A 19896-nucleotide genomic window follows, 5' to 3' on the forward strand; every position below is an offset into this window, starting at 1 on the left:
TAAGCAAGTCTTTTTTTAACTATTTTCATTATACCCTTAATTTGGCTGATTGAGAAATAGAAGCCATTTAATAGAAAACTATCGGGTGATTCTGACTCTAGTTCCATTGGGAACTTGCCGTGCCAGCTCAAGAACATCTTTGTTATGCATCCGTATACATCCTTTCGAAACTTCTTTGCCGATTGAAGCAGGATTATTTGTTCCATGAATACCATATCCAAGTTTTGATAACGACAACCACATGGAGCCGTATGGGCCGCCGGGATTAGGTTCTCTGTTCACAATCACATATTCGCCAACCGGGGTTTGCGTAAGCATTTTCCCGATACCAACGGGATAGGATTTTATCAGCGTGCCTGATCGAAAAAGTGTAAGCCTTCTGTTGCCCAGTGAAACGGAAATCGAAAAAGGAATAGAAGCTGGGTCTGGAAGTCCCGGAATTGCGATTCGCTGGCCAGGATAAATGAGTGCAGGATTCGTGATACCAGGATTGGCCGCAAGGATTTGTTGAAGCGGCCTGCGATAATTAGCGGCAATCACCGCTAGCGTTTCTCCTCTTTTAACAATGTGATACATGGAATCTCCTCCTCTAATGCAGTCTATGCTGGATGATTGGAGAGGGCACCTTTCGAGTATCTTTTGTCGTTTTTTAGCGAAAGATTGTAAATTTTAAAAAAATAGTATCGTTTTTCCTTATTTTAAAGAGTAAAATAGGAATATAAAACTAGTTCGCAATCATGGACCAGGTACTATTGTACTTCTGGAATGAGGATGGTTTGATGAATCAGATGAAGCAATCAAGAATAACTAAAAGAAGAGGCGTTTCTGCTTCGACAAAAATAGAACAGATGATTTCAGATATCATCTTTAAACATGTAAAAGATCTTGTTTTTATTATGCAGGTCGAACCGGGTTACCAATTTCGTTATTTATTTGCCAATGAGAATGGTCTGCTCCATGCAGGAATGGCTATTAGTGATATCGGCAGGACGATGGATGAGGTTTTACCTCTAAACCATCTGAATCCATTGAAAAAACAATATATTAAGGCGGTAAATGAGGGCGTGGAAGTCGTTTTCCATGATGAAGTAGACATGGATAATGACAATCAGGTTCTTGGAGAGACGCTTTTGACCCCCATCAAGGATGAAGACGGGGAAGTAAAATATGTTGTCGCGGTAACCAGGGATATAACAGAGAGTTTTAAAGAAAAAAATAGATTGATTGATAGCGAGCAACGATATCGTTCGCTCATTGACCATAATCTGGATGCTGTTTTTTCAATTGATTTAAAGGGGAAGATCCTTGATGTCAACCCGGCCGCTCAATTATTGACAGGTTATACTGTCAAACAGCTAAAATCGAAGAGAATCACGAGCCTAATATGTGAAAGTGACCTGCCTCCCTTTAAGGAAGTCTTATCCGATACGAAAATGGGTAATGCAAAAGAATCGCTCGATTGTCGGTTCATGCATCGAAAAGGAAAATTCCTGACGGTCCATTTAAAGACAATTCCGATCGTAATTCATTCTGAAATTAAGGGTATGTATATCATTATCAGAGATCTTTCCGAGCAGGCAAAAAGCACCGAACTGATTAAGTACATGGCATTTCATGACCAGCTGACTGGATTGCGCAACAGGCGTGCCCTCCTTGATCAACTGGATAGTCTTGTCAAAAATAAAACAAAGCAAAAGACTGAATTTGCCCTTCTGTTTCTGGATATAGATCGTTTCAAGTATTTGAATGATACACTTGGACATCTTGTTGGTGACCAGATTTTAAAGCAGGTAGCACATCGATTGATCGACATCCAAAAAGAAAACTGTACTGTATATAGGCAGGGCGGCGATGAATTTATCATTCTTTTGGAAAAAACAGACAGGCAAAGTGCAGGGGAGTTTGCGCAAAAAGTTTTATTCAGGTTCAATGAATCTTTTTATTTTAATTCTCAGGAGTACTATATTACACCGAGTATTGGGATCAGCCTTTTCCCGAATGACGCGAAGGATGCTGAAACACTGATTAAATATGCTGATGAAGCTTTATATAGCGTAAAAGAAAAAGGAAAGGCCCATTATCAATTTTATCGCTCTGACATGCAGTCTACCGGGATAAATATCATAGCGCTCGAGGCTCATTTGCGAAAAGCAATTGAACGGGACGAACTAGAACTCTATTACCAGCCGCAGATCCATCTGCTTACCAATGAAATATCAAGCTTCGAGGCATTGCTGCGCTGGCACAACAGTGAATTTGGCTTTATTTCACCAGCCGAATTCATCCCTCTTGCAGAGGACACTGGATTGATTATCCCGATTGGCAACTGGGTAATTGACGGTGCATGCCGGCAAATCAAGGAATGGACGGAGAAGAACGGAAAGCCAATCAGGATCGCTATTAATATATCTCCTAAGCAATTCATGCAGTTGGACTTAGTGCGGGTCATCAAGAGTTCGATAGAGAAGTACAATATTGAGCCATCTCTTCTGGAAATCGAAATCACCGAGGGAGCAATGCAGGATACAAAGGAGACGATCCCAATCCTGAAGCGGTTGAAGGACTTGGGAATCAAAATTTCGGTAGATGATTTTGGCACTGGGTATTCATCGCTTAGTTATTTGAAACAGTTTCCTATTGATGTATTGAAAATTGACCAAAGTTTTATAAGAGATATAAAGTATAACGGCAAGGATGCCGCCATCATAACAACGATCATCCACTTGGGCAACAGTCTTGGAATGGAAGTGATTGCCGAGGGTGTCGAGGAGCAGAGCCAGGTTGATTTCCTGACAAATGCCGATTGTGAAAAAGCACAGGGGTTCTTTTTTGCCAGACCATTAAGAGCGCAGGAAGCGGAGGAAAAGTTCATCCTGAAACCAAAAACAAGCAGCTGATCAGCTGCTTGTTTTTTCACTTTTTAAGGTGAAAATCGCAAGTTCAGGCTGGGACAAAAACCTGAACGGAAGCCTGGTCGTTCCAAGACCGCGATTCACATATAGAGTCAGACCGTCGTTGGGGCCAACAGTATAAAAGCCCTCCACATATTTTTCGGCAAAAGGCGGGGTAACCAATGGGCCGTAAAAGGGAACCTGGATCTGTCCTCCATGGCTATGTCCGCTCATCTGCATTTGAATTGGGAATTGTGCTGCTTCTTCTGCTTTGTCTGGGGCATGGGATAAAAGGATTGTATATGAGTTAGTTGGTATTTTGGCCATGGACGCATTCAAATCAGGTTTACCGAGCATAGCATCATCGATTCCGGCAATCCAGATCGAACTGCCATTTAGTAGCTTGATGTCAGCTGAGGTGTTCAGTAATAATGTGAATCCTGATTGCTCCATTATTTGTTTATATAGATCTGACCCGTATCCCCCATGGTCATGGTTACCATACACGGCAAACTTTCCTAGCGGGGCATCCAGGTTGCTCAACATGGAAATAAGCTTGTTTTTTTCAGTGAAGTGTCGGGGGTCGTCAAGTAAATCCCCAGTGAAAAATATCAGGTCAGGCTTCAGTTTATTGATTTTGGTAATCAATTGCTTCAGCTGTTCCATTGTATACTGGAATCCGATATGGGTATCGCTGAACTGAATGATCCTGACTCCATCAAACCCGGATGGCAACGCGGCATTTTTAATAGTATGACGGGTAATATCAAGCATGCGGGGTTCGACTTCACGGGCATAAAAATAACTCCCTGTGCCGAGTCCTCCAGCAGTCAACAAAGTTCCGACTGCCCTTTTAATAAAAGTCCTCCGAGTGATTTGTTCAGACATGAAAAATACCAACCTATTCCCGAATTTTCTCTACTATACTAGCAAACAAACAAGGAAATTAGAAGTGCCATTTTAGGGAAAGGTCCTGAATCATGATGTTTTTAATTAATTTTAAAAGGGAAGAGGAAGGAAATATGTCAAGTCCTTTATAGGTAAATGAATTTGAGGTGTTGTTGATGGATGATTATGATATTAGGATGGAAATGATATTTATTCCCGCAAAAAATGGACATATAAAGGTTTTTGTTTATGGTTTTAATCGTTTAGGAACATGGGGGAATGCAATAGCTGTCTTTAATGGCGAAAGTGCTACCGCGAAAGGTTTTAATAAGAAAAGGACCATCGTCCATTCGCTTGTAAAGCTTAACAGATCACTTGAAAAAAAGAGAAGAGAAAACTAAAAGTTACATTAGTTGTTGCCTGTTTTTGCCTGAAGCGGCTTTCCTCCGGGCAACCCGCTCGGGAGACTTTTGAGTCGACCACTCTGAATAATAAAAAAAACAAGGCCGGAATAAAATCCAGCCTTATTCAATATTTTATCGGTAACTGACTGCTCTTGATTGCATCGCTTTCCATGTTTCGATAAAGCGAGTCTTGTTTACTGGCACCTGTTTTCGTCCAGACAGAGGGTCGTTCAAGAAGACATTTGTTTCATTGAAACCGACCAGGACGACTGCGTGAAGGTCTACTGGCGTTTTAATGACCTCATTGCCATGCGTCCAGGATTCCCACCGATCTGGCAGTCGATAATCGCCAGTAGTCCATACAACTGCTGGATAACCAGCAGATACATGCTCAAGTACTTCGCTAAAATCTTTGCCTGTCAAATTGACGGCTCTGCCTGGTAAATACCGATTAATTAAATCAACCATTGGTTTATCGAAGACCGCATAACCTGCCTGCTTTCCGGTCATATCCCCAACAAAACCTTCAGCAGGGTTCCCCCAGCTCAAAATATCACCGTTTGCTGATCTCTTCAAAGGATTATTATCTTTCTTTATCTCGTTGAAAAGCTTCATTTTATCTGTATCAGCTCCGGCATATTTTAGCATCATCGCCAGGCTGGTTACTTCACAACCGAATTTCAACTCTGGATTTTGTTTGATCAAAGGTACGTTCATTAACGCTTTGCTTTTTTGTTGTTGCTGTCGTTTTTCCTGTTTTTGAATATGGTTTGGGACCGCCATTTCCTGAATTGGCTCAGGACTTTCAGTCGTGATGATTGGTGTATTTAAGGTTTTATGCGTTTGTGCTTCATTTTCGGCGGGCGAGCCGTGGCTGCATCCAAGCAATGGAAGAAGAATGCCGATGAAATGCCACGTTTTCATGTCATCATCCTTCCATAAGCCTATTTTTATTTTTGGTTAATAAGCTGATTTTATGACATGAGGAAAATGGAAACAGTGTAACTGAGGGAATACTCATATTATGGTAAAATCATTCATATCACATTAATGAGTAGAAAAATGATCGTTATTTGTATTCGCAAGCAGTTGCATTTTGAAGGGAGGTTTCAGTTTGAATTGGATGCTCTGGATATTTTAACTAACCTAGAACATGTCGTTCCTTTTTTTCAGCCGATTTTTAATGCTGATGAGCATAAGATCATTGGGTATGAAGTATTGGCCCGGTATATTAACGGAAATGATGATATAAGCCTTGGGTCTTTTTTTCAGGATGATACCATCCCGGAAGAGTATCGGATCGAAGTTGAAAATGTCGTTTTTATAAAAGCGATGGAAGTTGCCTCTCATTCAGGGGAACAGGAGCTTTTATGGTTTATAAACAGGGATGCAGGATTATTAATGATGGACGATGGAGAAGGATTTTTACAATTAATTCTTTCGTACCAGGAAATGGGAGTCAAACCTGAAAATATAGTTCTTGAAATTTCTGTTTCCAATGAACAAGTTCATATAGAACATCTAATCAACTATTACAAATCCTTTGGGATTAAAATCGCGATGGATAAAGTCGGAAGTGAAAGCAGCTATTTCGAGCACATAGCAGGTATTGAGCCTGAAATTCTAAAAATTGATATGTCCTCCCTAAAGTCCAATAACTCAGGCCCAGCTTATATAGATGTCCTTCATTCTTTATCCATTCTCGCGCGCAAAATTGGCGCAACCCTATTGTTTGAAAACATCGAAACTCCATACCAGCTGCAGTTTGCCTGGAAGAACGGGGGCAGGTTTTATCAAGGGTTTTATCTGATTAAACCTCAAAGGCGATTAGTGGAAAAGGATATCCTGAGGGAAAAATTAAAGTCTGAAATTCATGGGTTTATTCTTTCCGAGAAGAAACGGCTTCATTCTTTTTTTGACTTGAGAATCGAGTTGCACACGAAGTTCCAGGAACTGATCAACCGCAATAAAAAATGGCAAAATTCAAGCGAGTTCCTCATTTCTCTAGGAGACAGCCTCGATGGAATTGCCTTCCGGATGTATATATGTGATGAAGATGGTTTCCAGCTATCGCCAAACCTTTATAAAACAGGGGATCAGTGGCTGCTGCAGCCAAAATACGAGGGTAAGAACTGGAGCTGGAGACCTTACTTCCTCGAGAATATCATTAGAATGAGGACAGGGAAAAAAGGGATCCTGTCAGACCGCTACAGTGATATTGAAACAGGGGAGGTCATTCGGACGTTTTCGCTGCCTTTAAATGGAACAGAATTTTTATTTATTGATTTGAGCGCCTCCTTTCTTAATCAACGTGAAGGGTTATTTTAACAAGCCGAAAAGAGCATAGTAAAACGGAATATGCACAATTTATATATACAGCCTTCTATAAGGGGGATTTAACTTGAGCATATATACGACAATGCTTTTACTGGCAGGTGCAGGGGTGCTCGTTGCTGGCCTTTTCTATACCTGGACTTTCGGAAAGGGACAGAAGAGGGCTCAAGGCAATCTGGATTCCCAGATCCCTGGCGCTGTCCAGGAGCACGCTTATATCCGCAACCCGATTTTTTTGACATATATAATCGTTCTCTCCATAGCCCTGTTGTTCGTCGTTTATTTTGCGGTGACCACAGGAACTGGATATTAACCTCCAAACGGGGGTTATTTTTTTTTTGGTAAGGCTGTTTTTCGTAAATTTGTTGTTAAAATCCTAAAGCCGATTTTAACGTATTATATCCCCATTTTGCAGGTCGGTATTAGTTTGCATGCTCTTTTCTCAGAATAAGCGTCAACTTTACGAAGGAAAATAGGTAATTCACTCCAATTTTGTATTCAATAGCAACAAAGTTTGAGAAAAGAGCCTTTGGTAAAAATGAAAAGTTATCTGATAAAACTACAATTTTTTTAACATATGCGTTAGTTCGAGTCAGATAAGGGTAAATTTATATTGTAAAACAAGTTTTCTGTCAGATGTTGATGTTATTTTACGAATTAATTTCGTAATCAAATAGGGTAAATGTTGGTAAAATTGTATTTACTAGTCATCATGGAGGAGGGGGAGAAAATGGACAAGCAATTAAAGCTATTATTTTTGATTTTATCGTTTTTGTTATTTTTGGTACCGGCCAATGCATATGCCAAGTCAGATTTGGATGGCAGGGAAGAAGTTTTCGCATTCCTCGGAAAGGCGTTTGATTCACAGGTTTCCTTAAGTGAAAAAAGCAGGACAATGGAGGGAATTGAAGAAGTACTGGATCCTTATTTTACAGACGACTATAAATCCCGATTCATAGAAGAGAATGTGGTAGGACAGGAAAATGAGTACCAGACTTATGGAACGGATTTTGCTCTATATTATATTCCATTTTACGCCTTTTCAGAAAAAACAAAAGTCGTGGAAATGGAGAATGAAATTTACGTAGTCGAGTTTTTCCCTGGCAATACGGAAGGACCTGTAAGCTATGAAGATCATTATGAAGGCTTGAAGCTCGTTAAAGAGACTGGTAATTGGAAGGTAGCTGATTACCTGTATGATGAGGTTCCACAGGAAGTAATCAATAAAGCCTATCCGGAAAAAGCAAAGGAGCAGCAACATGCTGCAAACCCTGAGGACGAAGAAAAGTCTACGAATGGGAAAATGGTTTTTGGACCGAATTTCTCAACGCTGAAGACGTTTATGGAGTTAGGTGTAATCTTCAAGAATGAGAGCAGGACATTGTTGTTCGGGTTATTATAAAAATTGATACAAATAATCAAAGCGTGAAATCTGATATGAGATTTCACGCTTTAATTTTTATTCTTTAATATCCAAAACCTTTTTCAACTTCTCGAGGTCAAAGCCTGTGATGATTTCTTCTCCAATCACGATCGTTGGTGTGGAATAGGAGTTGTAAATTTCGGTAAGTTCCTGCCTGCTTTTTTCATCTTCGTTGATATTTTTTTCTGTATAGGAAAAGCCGTATTCACTAAGGAACATTTTAATGATTTGGCAGGGAGGGCAATCGTTCTGGGTGTACACAATGATGTCGTTCATTTTAATGGGTTCCTCCGGTATTCTTGTTTAAATAATGAGCTAGTCCCATGGCGCTCACATTTACATCGAGATATAGCAGTTCATATATCGGATGCTGATCTGGCAGTCCTAGCTGGGTCAAGTGAGTTTTAATTTTATCATAAAGTTTCTGTGTAATGTTCTCAACTTGCTTTTCTGGATGTTTTTCCTCTAGGACTACCAGTTTTGCTTCTTCAACGAAAACTTCCAGCCAACTCTCCACTTGCCTGAAAGCTTCAAATGGTTTTTCTGACATGCCATAATGTCCAAAATAAATTCGCTCTATCCCGAGTTTCTTAAAACGGCTTATGGAATGAAGCATCTTTTCTGGATCAAACTGGTTGGGTGAGGTCGTAGGCAGGTAGAATTCTATGCCTTCGCGATCAAGCTGCGGATAAAAAATACCGGCAGTGTCACCAGAGAAAATCCCTTTTGTTCGCGGGTGATAGATACTGAAGTGGTGGTTTGCATGGCCGGGCGTGTCTAAAAATTCAAGTGTCAGTGTCTCGCTGATTTTTAGTGTGTCGCCGTCGCCTTTAACCACCAGTCGTTCTTCGGGAATCTCAACGATTGGATCAAATAGCTGCGAAAACTTTTCACCATATACAGCCTTTGCTCCCATAATCAATCTTGAAGGATCAGCTAGATGCCTGGCACCCTTTGGATGGACGATTACTTTAGCATTAGGGCAATGCTGGAGCATCAATCCCGCTCCCCCTGCATGGTCAAGGTGTATATGTGTCACAATTATGTATGAGATATCTGCTGGAGATACACCTAGTGTTTGTAAGCCTTCAAGGATATAGGGAATCGAGGGGCTTGCGGATGTTTCTATAAGTGTTACCTCTTCTTCCGTTAAAACATATGAACCGGTGCGTTCTGCCATATTTAAATCAAAATCATCGATTAGATAGACATTTTCTGATAGTTGCACTGGTTTTTTCAAAAAATCACTCCTTTTCAAAGCTTTTACTTGTACATCGTCTGACATTATTTTATTCTGTTAATATTGACATGTAAAGAATTGTGTATAGAAAATTCTGAAATCATTTTACATGGATATAAATAGGCCAATTGCAAAATCTATTTATAAGTTATTGGTTTTTGTCTTGAAAGGAGAGGGAGCATAATGTCACAGCTTCAGGGAATAGTCACTCGTTTAAAGAATCTGCAAGAGCAGTCCAATGGAGGAGAACCTGCTCAACGCTTTTTTGAAGTGAATGGAGAGCGCAAATGCCAGGTTACATACCATCCAAAAACTGAAACATACGAATTGGAAGTATACACTGACAAGGAAAAGCCTAAAAAATATCAATTCGACAATATTGATATGATTACAATCGAGATCTTTGATCTTATTCAGTAATCTTCAATAACAATGGGACCCATCTGCGGTCCTTTTTTGTTTTGAATTCTGTATTTAATATCCTCGTTTTCTTGAAGCAAAGTAATTAAAAGCGCCTCCATTCGTTTTGTGATAAAATGTAATGGAAAGAAATCCATATTAGGGAGTTTTCGCCATGATTAGTCTTTACAGCGGTGAGTTTTTGGAAGTGTCAATTAGAGACGTGATGATACCTTCTGAACGCGTAGCCCATGTCCAAGTCGGCAATAGCCTTGAGCATGCTCTTCTTGTTTTAACAAAGAGTGGGTATACTGCGATTCCTGTCCTTGATCCTCATTATCGTCTGATGGGTTTAATCAGTACACCTATTATAATGGATTCAATTCTCGGCCTGGAGAGAATCGAGTTTGAGCAGCTTGAGAAAAAACGAGTCGAAGAAGCTATGAATTCGAAAATACCAAGAATCAACATCCACTCAACTCTTCAATCCTCCTTAGACCTTCTTGTTGATCACCCTTTTCTCTGTATAGAAGATGATTCAGGAATTTTTGAAGGTATTCTGACAAGACGGACCGTATTGCTGAAATTAAGCAAGCAAGTTAAAAGGTATAATAAGAAATAGATCATAAGGCAGCTCCCGGATACGGGGGCTGAATTTTTTACTTTTCTAGAGGTGAATAATGGGACAAGCGGAACAAAAAATGAACAAGAGGGTAACGAAACGCTCTTTTGTCCTGGCGACGGTTATGCTCGCCATGTTTATGGGAGCTGTTGAAGGAACGATTGTTTCTACTGCCATGCCGGCAATCGTCGGCGATTTGGGCGGTTTTGCGTTATATAGCTGGGTTTTCTCTGCGTACTTGCTTATGAATGCAGTTACTGTTCTTATCTATGGGAAATTATCCGATTTATTTGGCAGGAAACCAATTTTAACATTTGGAATTATCATTTTCTTGATTGGTTCGATTCTATCCGGGACGGCCGAAACAATGGAAATGCTGATTCTATACCGGTTCATACAGGGTTTTGGAGCTGGTGCAGTCATGCCGATTGCGACAACAATTGTTGGAGATATCTATTCAAGGGAAGAAAGGGCGAAGATCCAGGGGTATCTCTCCAGTGTATGGGGAATTTCCGCTGTTTCGGGACCGGCGCTTGGAGGCTTGCTAGTGGAATATGCAAGCTGGAGATATGTTTTCTGGATCAACGTCCCACTCGGTATCCTTGCAATCGCGGGTCTTTGGCTTTATCTTCATGAAGATATTGAGAAAAAGAAGCATAAGATTGATTATCCTGGAGCAGTGCTCCTTACTGTGGCGATAAGTTCACTGATGATTGTCCTGGTCGAAGCGGGAGCGAATTGGGCCTGGACATCCCCAAAAACGATCGGCCTGATTGGTTTGAGTGTTCTGACCTTGATCCTCTTTATTTTTCAAGAGAGAAGGGCAGAAGAGCCGATGATGCCATTTAATATTTGGCGTGAACGGTCTATCTTCATTGCGAATATGACCTCCTTGACAACCGGTGTCATGCTGATTGGAATTTCCAGCTTTTTGCCTGCCTTTGTACAGGGAGTCATGGAGAGGTCTCCGATTGTTGCTGGCTTCACCTTGACGGCCATGTCAATAGGCTGGCCAATTGCAGCAGCTGTAAGTGGTCGCCTGCTCTTGAGTATCGGATATCGCAAGACTTCTATATTTGGTGGTGCGGCATTGATTCTCGGAAGTATTCTATTCGTCACCCTCAAGCCTGAAGCAGGTCCATTATGGGCTGCAACAGCGTCGTTTTTCGTTGGAGTGGGGATGGGTCTTACTAGTACAGCATTCATAGTTTCCATCCAAAGTACAGTTGCCTGGCAGCAAAGAGGAATCGCAACGGCAGCCAATATGTTCATGAGGAACCTGGGCAATACAGTGGGAGCTGCCTTGCTTGGTGGAGTACTTAATAGCAGCATTTTGAGCTATATGAAAAAGAATGGAGCAGATGATCAGGATCTGACGATCGATACAGCCAATGTCTTGCTCAATGAATCAGAACGGATGAAGCTTCCGGCAGAGTTGAAGACAATGCTTCAGGATGCGCTGACAAATGCACTTCATTCGGTTTATATTGTCGTATTCATTTTTGCTATTATAAGTCTGCTGTTCATCTTATTCCTGCCTAAAAAGGAAAAAACTGCAGAGTGATCTGCAGTTTTTTATCGTTTAAAAATTATTTAGTTGCGGATAAATACATGTAGTATTCTTAATCTAGCTCCAGCGCCTAGCCCCTCGAGTCGCTTCGGTCCGCCCAATGAAGTCAAAGAACGACTTCACTGGTCGGCCCTCCAGCGCTTGTCGGGGCTGAACGAGGCGCTTGCGCTTTTTGTTCCAATAATGTAAAAAGATGAAATTTCATTTATAATATAAGAAAATCTTATCAAGAGGTTCAGTTATGTCATCTATTTCAGAGTTTCACTTGTTATCTGTGCTTGCACAGGAAATGAATATGAGGAAGGCCGCGGAGAGATTATTTGTATCCCAGCCAGCTTTGTCACAGCGACTTCAATCGCTTGAGAAGGATTGGGGTACCAAGCTTTTCCTCCGCTCCCAAAAAGGGCTGACTTTAACTCCTTCGGGAGAGATCGTAATCCAATTTGTCAATGAGACAATTGCCAGAGAGGAAAAAGCCAGGGAATCAATCCATGCATTAAATTCAGAGGTGTATGGAACCCTTAAAATAGCTGTCGCTTCGATTGTCGGTCAAAATTGGCTGCCACAGGTATTGAAGAAATATGTAAACCGTTACCCTCAAGCGAAAATTTCGCTTGTTACTGGATGGAGCAGTGAAATATCGAAGGCGCTATATGAAGATCAGGTGCACATCGGAATTATCAGGGGCACACCAGACTGGAAGGGTGTCAAAATCCACTTATTTAAGGACAGCCTGTATTTGGTGGATACGGAAATAACGAGCCCTGAACAAGTATTGGATACAGACCGGCCGTTTATCCAGTTTAAAAGTGATTCTAACTACTACCAGGAAATCCAAGATTGGTGGTTACGGCAATTCCAGACAGCGCCAAAAAGGACAATCATTGTAGACCAGATTGAAACCTGCAAACAAATGACCTTTAACGGCATCGGCTACGCAATCCTTCCGGCAATAACACTTAATGGGGCGGAAAAGGACATTTTTAAAGTCCCGCTGCACGACGAAAACAATGAACCATTGGGAAGGGATACCTGGCTTCTTGGATATGAATCAGCCTTCCGGTTAAAACAAGTCCAGGCCTTCATTGACATCGTCAAAGAACATATTGTTGAATCCAAGAAAACAGATAAATAGTTTTTCTTGTTTTAAAAACTTTTGTTTGTTAAAGTAATTTTTAGAAAAGGCTGTTTCCGGGCTGTTGCTTTAGTACATTAATTCTATGTAAGAGCAACTTGTTAACGGGAAGAGGCTGAGAATACATACATAATTGGAGGAATAGTTTATGAAAATGATGGATGCTAATGAAATTATTTCGTTTATTCAAAATAGCAAAAAAGCCACTCCGGTAAAGGTATATATTAAAGGTGACCTGGAAGGAATCGACTTTGGTGAAAATTCAAAGACTTTCATTACAGGCAATACTGGCGTTGTTTTCGGCGAGTGGTCTGAAATTAATCCGGCAATCGAAGCTAACCAGGCTAAGATTGAAGATTATGTCGTTGAAAATGACCGAAGAAATTCAGCTATTCCATTGCTGGACATGAAGAATATCAAGGCTCGTATTGAACCTGGTGCGATCATCAGGGACCAGGTGGAAATCGGTGATAATGCCGTTATTATGATGGGTGCTTCCATTAATATTGGCGCTGTTGTAGGCGAAGGCACGATGATTGATATGAACGTGGTACTTGGCGGACGTGCAACAGTCGGAAAGAACTGCCACATCGGTGCAGGTTCTGTGCTAGCTGGTGTTATCGAGCCACCTTCAGCGAAGCCAGTCATTGTAGAAGATGATGTAGTAATCGGAGCTAACGCTGTTGTCCTTGAAGGCGTAACAGTAGGCAAGGGTGCAGTTGTTGCTGCAGGCGCAATTGTTATCGACGATGTACCTCCATATACAGTGGTAGCTGGAACACCAGCTCGCGTTATCAAAGAAATCGACGAAAAAACGAAATCAAAAACTGAAATCAAGCAGGAGCTTCGACAGCTTTAATAGCAGGATTGAAAGCGTGGATTTTTAGTCCGCGCTTTCTTTTATAAAGGGAGAGAACTCTATGGATTTTACTACTTTCGTAAAAATTAGAAGAGATTTGCATCAGATTCCTGAGCTGGGTTTCAAGGAGTTCAAAACGCAGGCCTATCTTCTTGATTATTTAAGCAGTCTCCCTCAAGACACCTTGGAAATCAAGACATGGAAGACTGGAATCTTTGTCAGGATTAAGGGAAGTAATCCAAAGAAGACGATTGGTTACAGAGCTGATATCGATGGTCTTCCGATTTCAGAAGCAACTGGTTTGGAATTCAAATCAATTCATGAAGGGCAGATGCATGCATGCGGGCATGACTTCCATATGTCCATTGCCATTGGGCTGATTTCCTACTTCGTTGCTCATCCGATTGAGGACAATCTGCTGTTCATTTTCCAGCCTGCCGAGGAAGGACCAGGTGGTGCTGAGCCAATGCTTAAGACTGATATCATGCAGGAATGGAAGCCTGATATGATCATAGCTTTGCATATTGCACCCGAATATCCAGTTGGAACGATTGCAACAAAGGAGGGGCTGCTTTTTGCCAATACTTCCGAGCTGTTCATTGACCTTGAGGGGAAAGGCGGGCATGCAGCTTATCCGCACCAAACAAATGATATGGTTGTTGCAGCTTGTGCTCTCGTAAACCAGCTTCAGTCAGTCGTCTCAAGAAACATTGACCCACTCGACAGTGCCGTTATCACGATTGGCAAGATAACGGGGGGGACGGTGCAAAATATCATCGCGGAAACATCAAGGCTTGAAGGAACCATACGAACACTGTCCGTTGAATCTATGGCCAGAGTGAAAGAAAGAATCGAGGCACTGGTCAAGGGAATCGAAGTTGGGTACCAATGCAAGACCTGGATTGACTATGGGGCCATGTACCATCAAGTTTATAATAATGAAGAACTGGCACGAGATTTTATTGCCTTTGCTGAAAAAAAGGAAAATATCGACGTGGTAGTTTGTAAAGAAGCGATGACAGGAGAAGACTTTGGTTATATGCTCAAAGAGATTCCCGGCTTCATGTTCTGGCTGGGTGTCCATTCAGACCATGGACTTCATCATGCCAAGCTGGACCCAGATGAGGACGCCATCAAGACTGCGATTGACTTGCTGACAAAGTATATTGAGTACAAAAGCAACTAAACCCATGATATTTGTCAAACCCGGCTTTAAAGTGTCAGTGAAATTGGCATTCCAAAAAAGAGGTGTTCGATATGAGATTGCGTCAACCTATGCCTGAAATATCCGAAGCCACTGAATGGCTAAATGGAGAGTTTACGAGGGATCAGCTGGTTGGTGAAAAGCCGACATTGATTCATTTTTGGTCAATCAGCTGTCATCTATGCAAGGTAGCGATGCCATCGTTGAATGAACTTCGTGACAATTATAAAGATGAACTGAATGTGTTGGCTGTCCATATGCCCCGATCCGAAAAAGACATGAATATGGAAGAAATCAAACAAGTAGCAGCAGAACATCAGATTTCACAGCCCATCTTCATTGATGATGAACATAAATTGACAGCTGCCTTTGAAAATCAGTACGTCCCTGCTTACTATCTTTTTGACAGAAACGGTCTGTTAAGGCATTTCCAGGCTGGCGGCAGCGGATTGAAGATGCTAGAAAGGCGCGTGGACAGGGTACTCGAAGAAATGGAAAAGGAAGAATAAAGGGGAACTTCCGTAGGCTAATGGACACATTTCTTCAGCAAGAGCACGAGTTTGTCCGATAGAGCTCTTCTAACGGACATTTTTCTTTAGAAAGACCACGAGTTTGTCCGATAGAGCCCCTCTAAAGGACACATTTCTTCAGGAAGACCACGAGTTTGTCCGATAGAGACCTTCTAACGGACATTTTTCTTTAGAAAGACTACGCGTTTGTCCGATAGAGCCCTTCTAATGAACACATTTCATAATAAGAATCACCTTTTTGTCCGTTAGAGTAATTCTGACGGACATTTTTCTTGCTCACCATAGATTTTTACATCCCTAACCAATGGAACTGCTTTTCACCTATTAATATCAGATAATTCACATATACAAAAAAATAAAAAAATTCTTACAAAGTACTGGAAAAATATTTCGAAACTCGATATATTAATGTATACGTGCATTTTCTTTTTGTTAAGCTTTTCCAAAGATTTTCGTAAAGTGATGCCTTTTACAAGCCGCTTTTCGAAAAAGAAACAAAAGCACTCTAGCCAAAAAAAGAATCTCTAATTTTCCAAAGGGGGGAAATGAATGGAGACATTCAAAAAATTAAAGGGATATTATTGGCCTTTTAAAAATTACTTTATATGGTCCATATTATTTATGTTGATTGTAACAGCGATTACAGTAGTTTACCCGATGATCCTGCAGCTTACAATTGACGAAGCCATCATTGGAGGACGGTATGACCTGATCCCGCTTCTTGCTGCCGGATTTGTCGGATCGATGGTCGTGAAAGGTATCTGTACCTACATTTATCAATATACAGGGGACCTCTTCGGGATTCACTCTGTCTATAAGCTAAGAAACTCGCTTTATGAAAAACTTCAATTTCTTTCTTTCCGGTATTACGACAATGCGAAGACAGGGGATTTGATGTCAAGGCTTACTGCGGATGTAGAGGGCTTCCGCTTTTTCCTAAGCTTTGGCTTCTCTGAGTTGATTCGTTTTGTTCTCTTAATCGGCATAAGTTTTTCTGTTATGTTCTATTATTCTATTTCATTGACTTTTGTGACACTCGCGACTCTGCCTTTCCTTGCGGTAGTTGTATATAAGTTTGACAGGGCAGTCCATCCAGCGTTCAGGGGCATCAGGAAATCTTTTGGAAACCTGAATACGAAGGTCCAGGAGAATATTAGCGGAATCAACACGGTTAAATCTCTTTCTCGCGAAGATTATGAGATTGGCAGATTCAATGCTTCGAATGGAAATTATAAAGATCAATACTTATTCACTTCGGAAATTTGGGCGAAGTATTTCCCGTTAATGGAGTTCTTGGGGAATTTGAGTGTTGTCCTGCTTTTAGGATATGGCGGTTTCCTTGTTATGAATGAATCTTTGCTCCCGGGGGAGTTGGTGGCTTTTTACAGCCTCGTTTGGTACATCATGTGGCCAATCATGAACCTCGGTTTCGTTGTGAATCTATTTTCTCAATCAAAAGCTTCAGGAGAAAGATTATTAGAAATACTTGAGGCTGATGAGGAGATTGAAGAGAAGCGCGAGGCTCTGAAAATTGAAAAGCTTTCAGGGGACGTAGAATTCAATGATGTAACACTCCGATATGGAGATGACGAAAATGAAGCTTTATATAATATTACGTTTAAGGCCCGGCCTGGACAGACAATTGGCTTGATTGGATCGACAGGTTCAGGAAAAACAAGCATTACCCAGTTGATGACAAGGTTTTACGAGCCGGTCGCTGGCCAGGTCCTCGTTGATGGCCTGGATATAAAGGATTATTCAATTCGTTCACTCCGCAGCAATATAGGGATCGTCCTCCAGGAATCTTTCCTGTTTTCTTCTTCTATCAAAGCTAATATTTCTTATGGCAATCCTGAAGCTACAATGGAGGATATCATTGCTGCCGCAAAACGGGCCCAGGCACATAGTTTCATTACGGAGCTGCCGGATGGATACGATACAATTTTGGGAGAAAGAGGTATGGGGCTCTCTGGGGGCCAAAAGCAAAGAATCGCGATTGCCAGGGCGATTTGTGTCAATCCAAGTGTGTTAATTCTTGATGATGCCACAAGTGCAGTAGATATGGAAACTGAATTCAAGATTCAACAAGCATTACTGGAAGTCATGAAGGGACGGACGACCTTCATCATCGCACACCGTATTTCTTCCCTTAAGCATGCAGATGAGATTCTCGTGCTTGAAAATGGATCAATTGCTGAACGAGGAACCCATGAACAACTGATTAAGAATGGCGGAACATATCAAAAAATCTATGATATTCAATTCAAAGACCGTGAAAAGGTATCGCAAACTGGTTGATTAAAAAATCGAAATGTTGATTTTTTTCGCATTATAGTCATAGCACCAATTAACTACAAATGTACAGGGGGGAAGGTTTTGAGCAGGAAAAGCAACTCTGAAGTATTAAAAAGGTTTCATTATTCTACTGATCAAGTCATTGATAAGCCTTTTAACTGGAAACAGATGTCAAGGCTTTTCGGTTATATGTTGCCATACAAGAAGGATCTTGTTCCGCTTTCGATTGCTATGGTATTGATCACTACAGCGGTAAGGCTGGTTATTCCAATATTGATCGGAATATACACGTTGGATAGAGCTGTTAAAAACAAGGATGCTACTATGCTGTTGTGGCTGGTCGCTCTAATCGCAGGGCTATATTCAGCGTCCTATATCGCCAATATTTTCCGGATCCGCTGGATGAATCAATTGGGACAAAATGTGATATATGATTTGCGCAAACACTTATTCACGCATGTGCAAAATCTCTCCCATCGCTTTTTTGACCAGCGTTCAGCTGGATCCATACTTGTGCGGATTATGAATGATATCAATTCCCTCCAGGAATTATTCACAAACGGTGTCATCAACTTATTGATGGATATCGTTCTGCTGATTGGTATTTTCTTTATCTTGTTCTCGTTAAGTCCGCAGCTTACACTGGCAATCATGATTATTTTACCGATCATGTTCTTGATTTCAACAAAGCTGAGGAAAAATATCAGACGCTCCTGGCAGGATGTTCGCATGAAACAATCCAAGTTAAATTCCCACCTGAATGAAAGTATCCAGGGAATTAGGGTTACACAATCTTTTACGCAGGAAAAGGAAAACATGGCGTTTTTTGATGGGGTCAACGATGAGACCTTCCAAAGCTGGAAATCGGCTTCACAGAAAAATGCGATGTTCCGTCCGATGGTTGAACTGACCAACGCTCTTGGAACGGCTGTCTTGATTTGGTATGGTGCGAGTTTAATCCAAAATGGAACAATCTCAATTGGTGTATTTGTCTCCTTTGCCTTCTATCTTGGTATGTTCTGGGAACCAATCTCAAGACTGGGTCAGGTGTATAACCAGTTATTGATGGGGATGGCTTCATCGGAACGTATCTTTGAATTTCTTGATGAGAAGCCAATTGTTTCTGAGGCGGATCATCCGGTTGAACTGGAGGATATGCGCGGAGAAATTAAATTTGAAAAAGTGGTCTTTTCATACGATGACAAGCGAACAGCACTTAGGGAGATCAGCATTGAAATGAAGGCTGGACAGACGGTTGCACTCGTTGGTCATACAGGATCAGGGAAAACGACAATCGCCAATTTGATCAGCCGGTTTTATGATCCTACTTCGGGCAGGGTATTGGTTGACGGTCATGACCTAAAAGAAGTCTCCATAGGCAGCCTTAGGAAGCATATCAGTATCGTCTTGCAGGATACCTTTATTTTTTCTGGAACGATCTACGATAATATTCTGTTCGGCAGGCCGGATGCTACAGAGGAAGATGTAATAGCTGCCGCAGAAGCTGTAGGAGCAGCCGAATTCATTAAGAAGCTGCCTAATGGATATAAAACAGAAGTGGAAGAAAGGGGTAATATCCTTTCAGTAGGTGAAAGACAGCTGCTTTCCTTCGCCAGGGCATTATTAGCCAATCCAAGAATCCTGATCATGGATGAAGCGACGGCAAGCATCGACACAGAAACGGAAATGAAAATCCAAAAGGCATTGAAAACCCTGCTGAAAGGCAGAACGGCAATTATCATAGCCCACAGACTGTCGACCATCAGGGAAGCGGATAACATCTTCGTACTAGAGAATGGTATGATCATCGAGCAAGGTAATCATGCTCAACTTATGGAGCTCGAGGGAGAATATCATGACCTTGTCAAAGCACAATTCAATATGCTAGATGCAGTGTAAATGTAGAAAGCCTTCTTCGTGAAGGCTTTTTTTGTGATTAAATTAGGAGCAATTCCGAGTCGTGATGAACAGAATATGTGCCCGAGATGAGAGCATCTATGGTATTTCGGTTACAAGTGGTGCTAACATTGGCTCGAGAAGAGTGCACATGCGCTATTTCTGTCACAAGTAGAGCTAACATAAACGTAAAAAGTTAGGGGGGC

General features: G+C 41.3%; 19 protein-coding genes. 14 read left to right on the plus strand and 5 right to left on the minus strand.

The window, feature by feature from the left end:
- Positions 1-78: 78 nt before the first annotated feature.
- Positions 79-576, minus strand: a complete 498-nt coding sequence (locus AC0VX7_RS07885) for a L,D-transpeptidase family protein (protein WP_475427386.1) — start codon at positions 574-576, stop codon at positions 79-81.
- Between the two features lie 203 nt (positions 577-779).
- Between AC0VX7_RS07885 and AC0VX7_RS07890 the strand changes: the two genes are divergently transcribed.
- A complete protein-coding gene (locus AC0VX7_RS07890) occupies positions 780-2897 on the plus strand; it encodes a sensor domain-containing protein (RefSeq protein ID WP_475427387.1) in 2118 nt (705 codons plus the stop codon).
- On the opposite strand, the gene AC0VX7_RS07895 is transcribed toward AC0VX7_RS07890, so the two are convergent.
- Positions 2898-3779 carry a metallophosphoesterase gene (locus AC0VX7_RS07895; protein ID WP_475427388.1) on the minus strand — a complete coding sequence of 294 codons (882 nt, stop codon included), beginning with the start codon at positions 3777-3779 and terminating at the stop codon, positions 2898-2900.
- 176 nt (positions 3780-3955) lie between these two features.
- On the opposite strand from AC0VX7_RS07895, the gene AC0VX7_RS07900 reads away from it, so the two are divergent.
- Positions 3956-4180 (plus strand): hypothetical protein, encoded by a 225-nt coding sequence (locus AC0VX7_RS07900; RefSeq protein ID WP_475427389.1) that lies wholly within the window; start codon positions 3956-3958, stop codon positions 4178-4180.
- Positions 4181-4315: 135 nt separating this feature from the next.
- On the opposite strand, the gene AC0VX7_RS07905 is transcribed toward AC0VX7_RS07900, so the two are convergent.
- Entirely contained in the window at positions 4316-5107 is a 792-nt protein-coding gene (locus AC0VX7_RS07905) for a C39 family peptidase (RefSeq protein WP_475427390.1), read from the minus strand.
- Between the two features lie 138 nt (positions 5108-5245).
- On the opposite strand from AC0VX7_RS07905, the gene AC0VX7_RS07910 reads away from it, so the two are divergent.
- The 3 genes from AC0VX7_RS07910 (at position 5246) to AC0VX7_RS07920 (ending at position 7919) form a co-directional block, all read left to right on the plus strand.
- Complete coding sequence (locus tag AC0VX7_RS07910) at positions 5246-6511, plus strand: EAL domain-containing protein (protein ID WP_475427391.1); 1266 nt, start codon at positions 5246-5248, stop codon at positions 6509-6511.
- A gap of 73 nt (positions 6512-6584) precedes the next feature.
- Positions 6585-6830: a hypothetical protein gene (locus AC0VX7_RS07915; RefSeq protein WP_102262027.1), complete on the plus strand. Its 246-nt coding sequence runs from the start codon at positions 6585-6587 to the stop codon at positions 6828-6830.
- Positions 6831-7247: 417 nt separating this feature from the next.
- Positions 7248-7919, plus strand: a complete 672-nt coding sequence (locus AC0VX7_RS07920) for a DUF3993 domain-containing protein (protein WP_475427392.1) — start codon at positions 7248-7250, stop codon at positions 7917-7919.
- Between the two features lie 57 nt (positions 7920-7976).
- Here AC0VX7_RS07920 and AC0VX7_RS07925 read toward each other — a convergent pair whose 3' ends face one another.
- Both AC0VX7_RS07925 and AC0VX7_RS07930 read right to left on the minus strand, forming a co-directional pair.
- On the minus strand, positions 7977-8216 hold the full coding sequence (locus tag AC0VX7_RS07925) for a glutaredoxin family protein (RefSeq protein ID WP_215033057.1): 240 nt from the start codon (positions 8214-8216) through the stop codon (positions 7977-7979).
- A gap of 1 nt (position 8217) precedes the next feature.
- On the minus strand, positions 8218-9180 hold the full coding sequence (locus AC0VX7_RS07930; protein ID WP_475427393.1) for an MBL fold metallo-hydrolase: 963 nt from the start codon (positions 9178-9180) through the stop codon (positions 8218-8220).
- 183 nt (positions 9181-9363) lie between these two features.
- Here AC0VX7_RS07930 and AC0VX7_RS07935 point away from each other — a divergent pair, with 183 nt between their 5' ends.
- From AC0VX7_RS07935 to AC0VX7_RS07975, 9 genes are all read left to right on the plus strand, one after another.
- A complete protein-coding gene (locus tag AC0VX7_RS07935; protein WP_041965604.1) occupies positions 9364-9600 on the plus strand; it encodes a YkuJ family protein in 237 nt (78 codons plus the stop codon).
- 154 nt (positions 9601-9754) lie between these two features.
- Complete coding sequence (cbpB, locus tag AC0VX7_RS07940) at positions 9755-10201, plus strand: cyclic-di-AMP-binding protein CbpB (protein ID WP_214911122.1); 447 nt, start codon at positions 9755-9757, stop codon at positions 10199-10201.
- A gap of 79 nt (positions 10202-10280) precedes the next feature.
- Entirely contained in the window at positions 10281-11765 is a 1485-nt protein-coding gene (locus AC0VX7_RS07945; RefSeq protein WP_475427394.1) for an MDR family MFS transporter, read from the plus strand.
- Between the two features lie 247 nt (positions 11766-12012).
- A complete protein-coding gene (locus AC0VX7_RS07950; RefSeq protein ID WP_215033048.1) occupies positions 12013-12906 on the plus strand; it encodes a LysR family transcriptional regulator in 894 nt (297 codons plus the stop codon).
- A 148-nt stretch (positions 12907-13054) separates the two neighbouring features.
- Positions 13055-13765, plus strand: coding sequence for a 2,3,4,5-tetrahydropyridine-2,6-dicarboxylate N-acetyltransferase (gene dapD, locus AC0VX7_RS07955; RefSeq protein ID WP_475427395.1), 711 nt, complete (start codon positions 13055-13057; stop codon positions 13763-13765).
- Between the two features lie 61 nt (positions 13766-13826).
- Complete coding sequence (locus AC0VX7_RS07960) at positions 13827-14951, plus strand: N-acetyldiaminopimelate deacetylase (protein WP_475427396.1); 1125 nt, start codon at positions 13827-13829, stop codon at positions 14949-14951.
- 71 nt (positions 14952-15022) lie between these two features.
- Positions 15023-15478, plus strand: a complete 456-nt coding sequence (locus tag AC0VX7_RS07965) for a TlpA family protein disulfide reductase (protein ID WP_475427397.1) — start codon at positions 15023-15025, stop codon at positions 15476-15478.
- Between the two features lie 570 nt (positions 15479-16048).
- Positions 16049-17797 carry an ABC transporter ATP-binding protein gene (locus AC0VX7_RS07970; protein ID WP_475427398.1) on the plus strand — a complete coding sequence of 583 codons (1749 nt, stop codon included), beginning with the start codon at positions 16049-16051 and terminating at the stop codon, positions 17795-17797.
- A 78-nt stretch (positions 17798-17875) separates the two neighbouring features.
- Positions 17876-19693, plus strand: coding sequence for an ABC transporter ATP-binding protein (locus AC0VX7_RS07975; protein WP_475427399.1), 1818 nt, complete (start codon positions 17876-17878; stop codon positions 19691-19693).
- The last annotated feature ends 203 nt before the right edge of the window (positions 19694-19896 follow it).

It is taken from the genome of Mesobacillus sp. QJM3NY_10 (assembly GCF_056173465.1).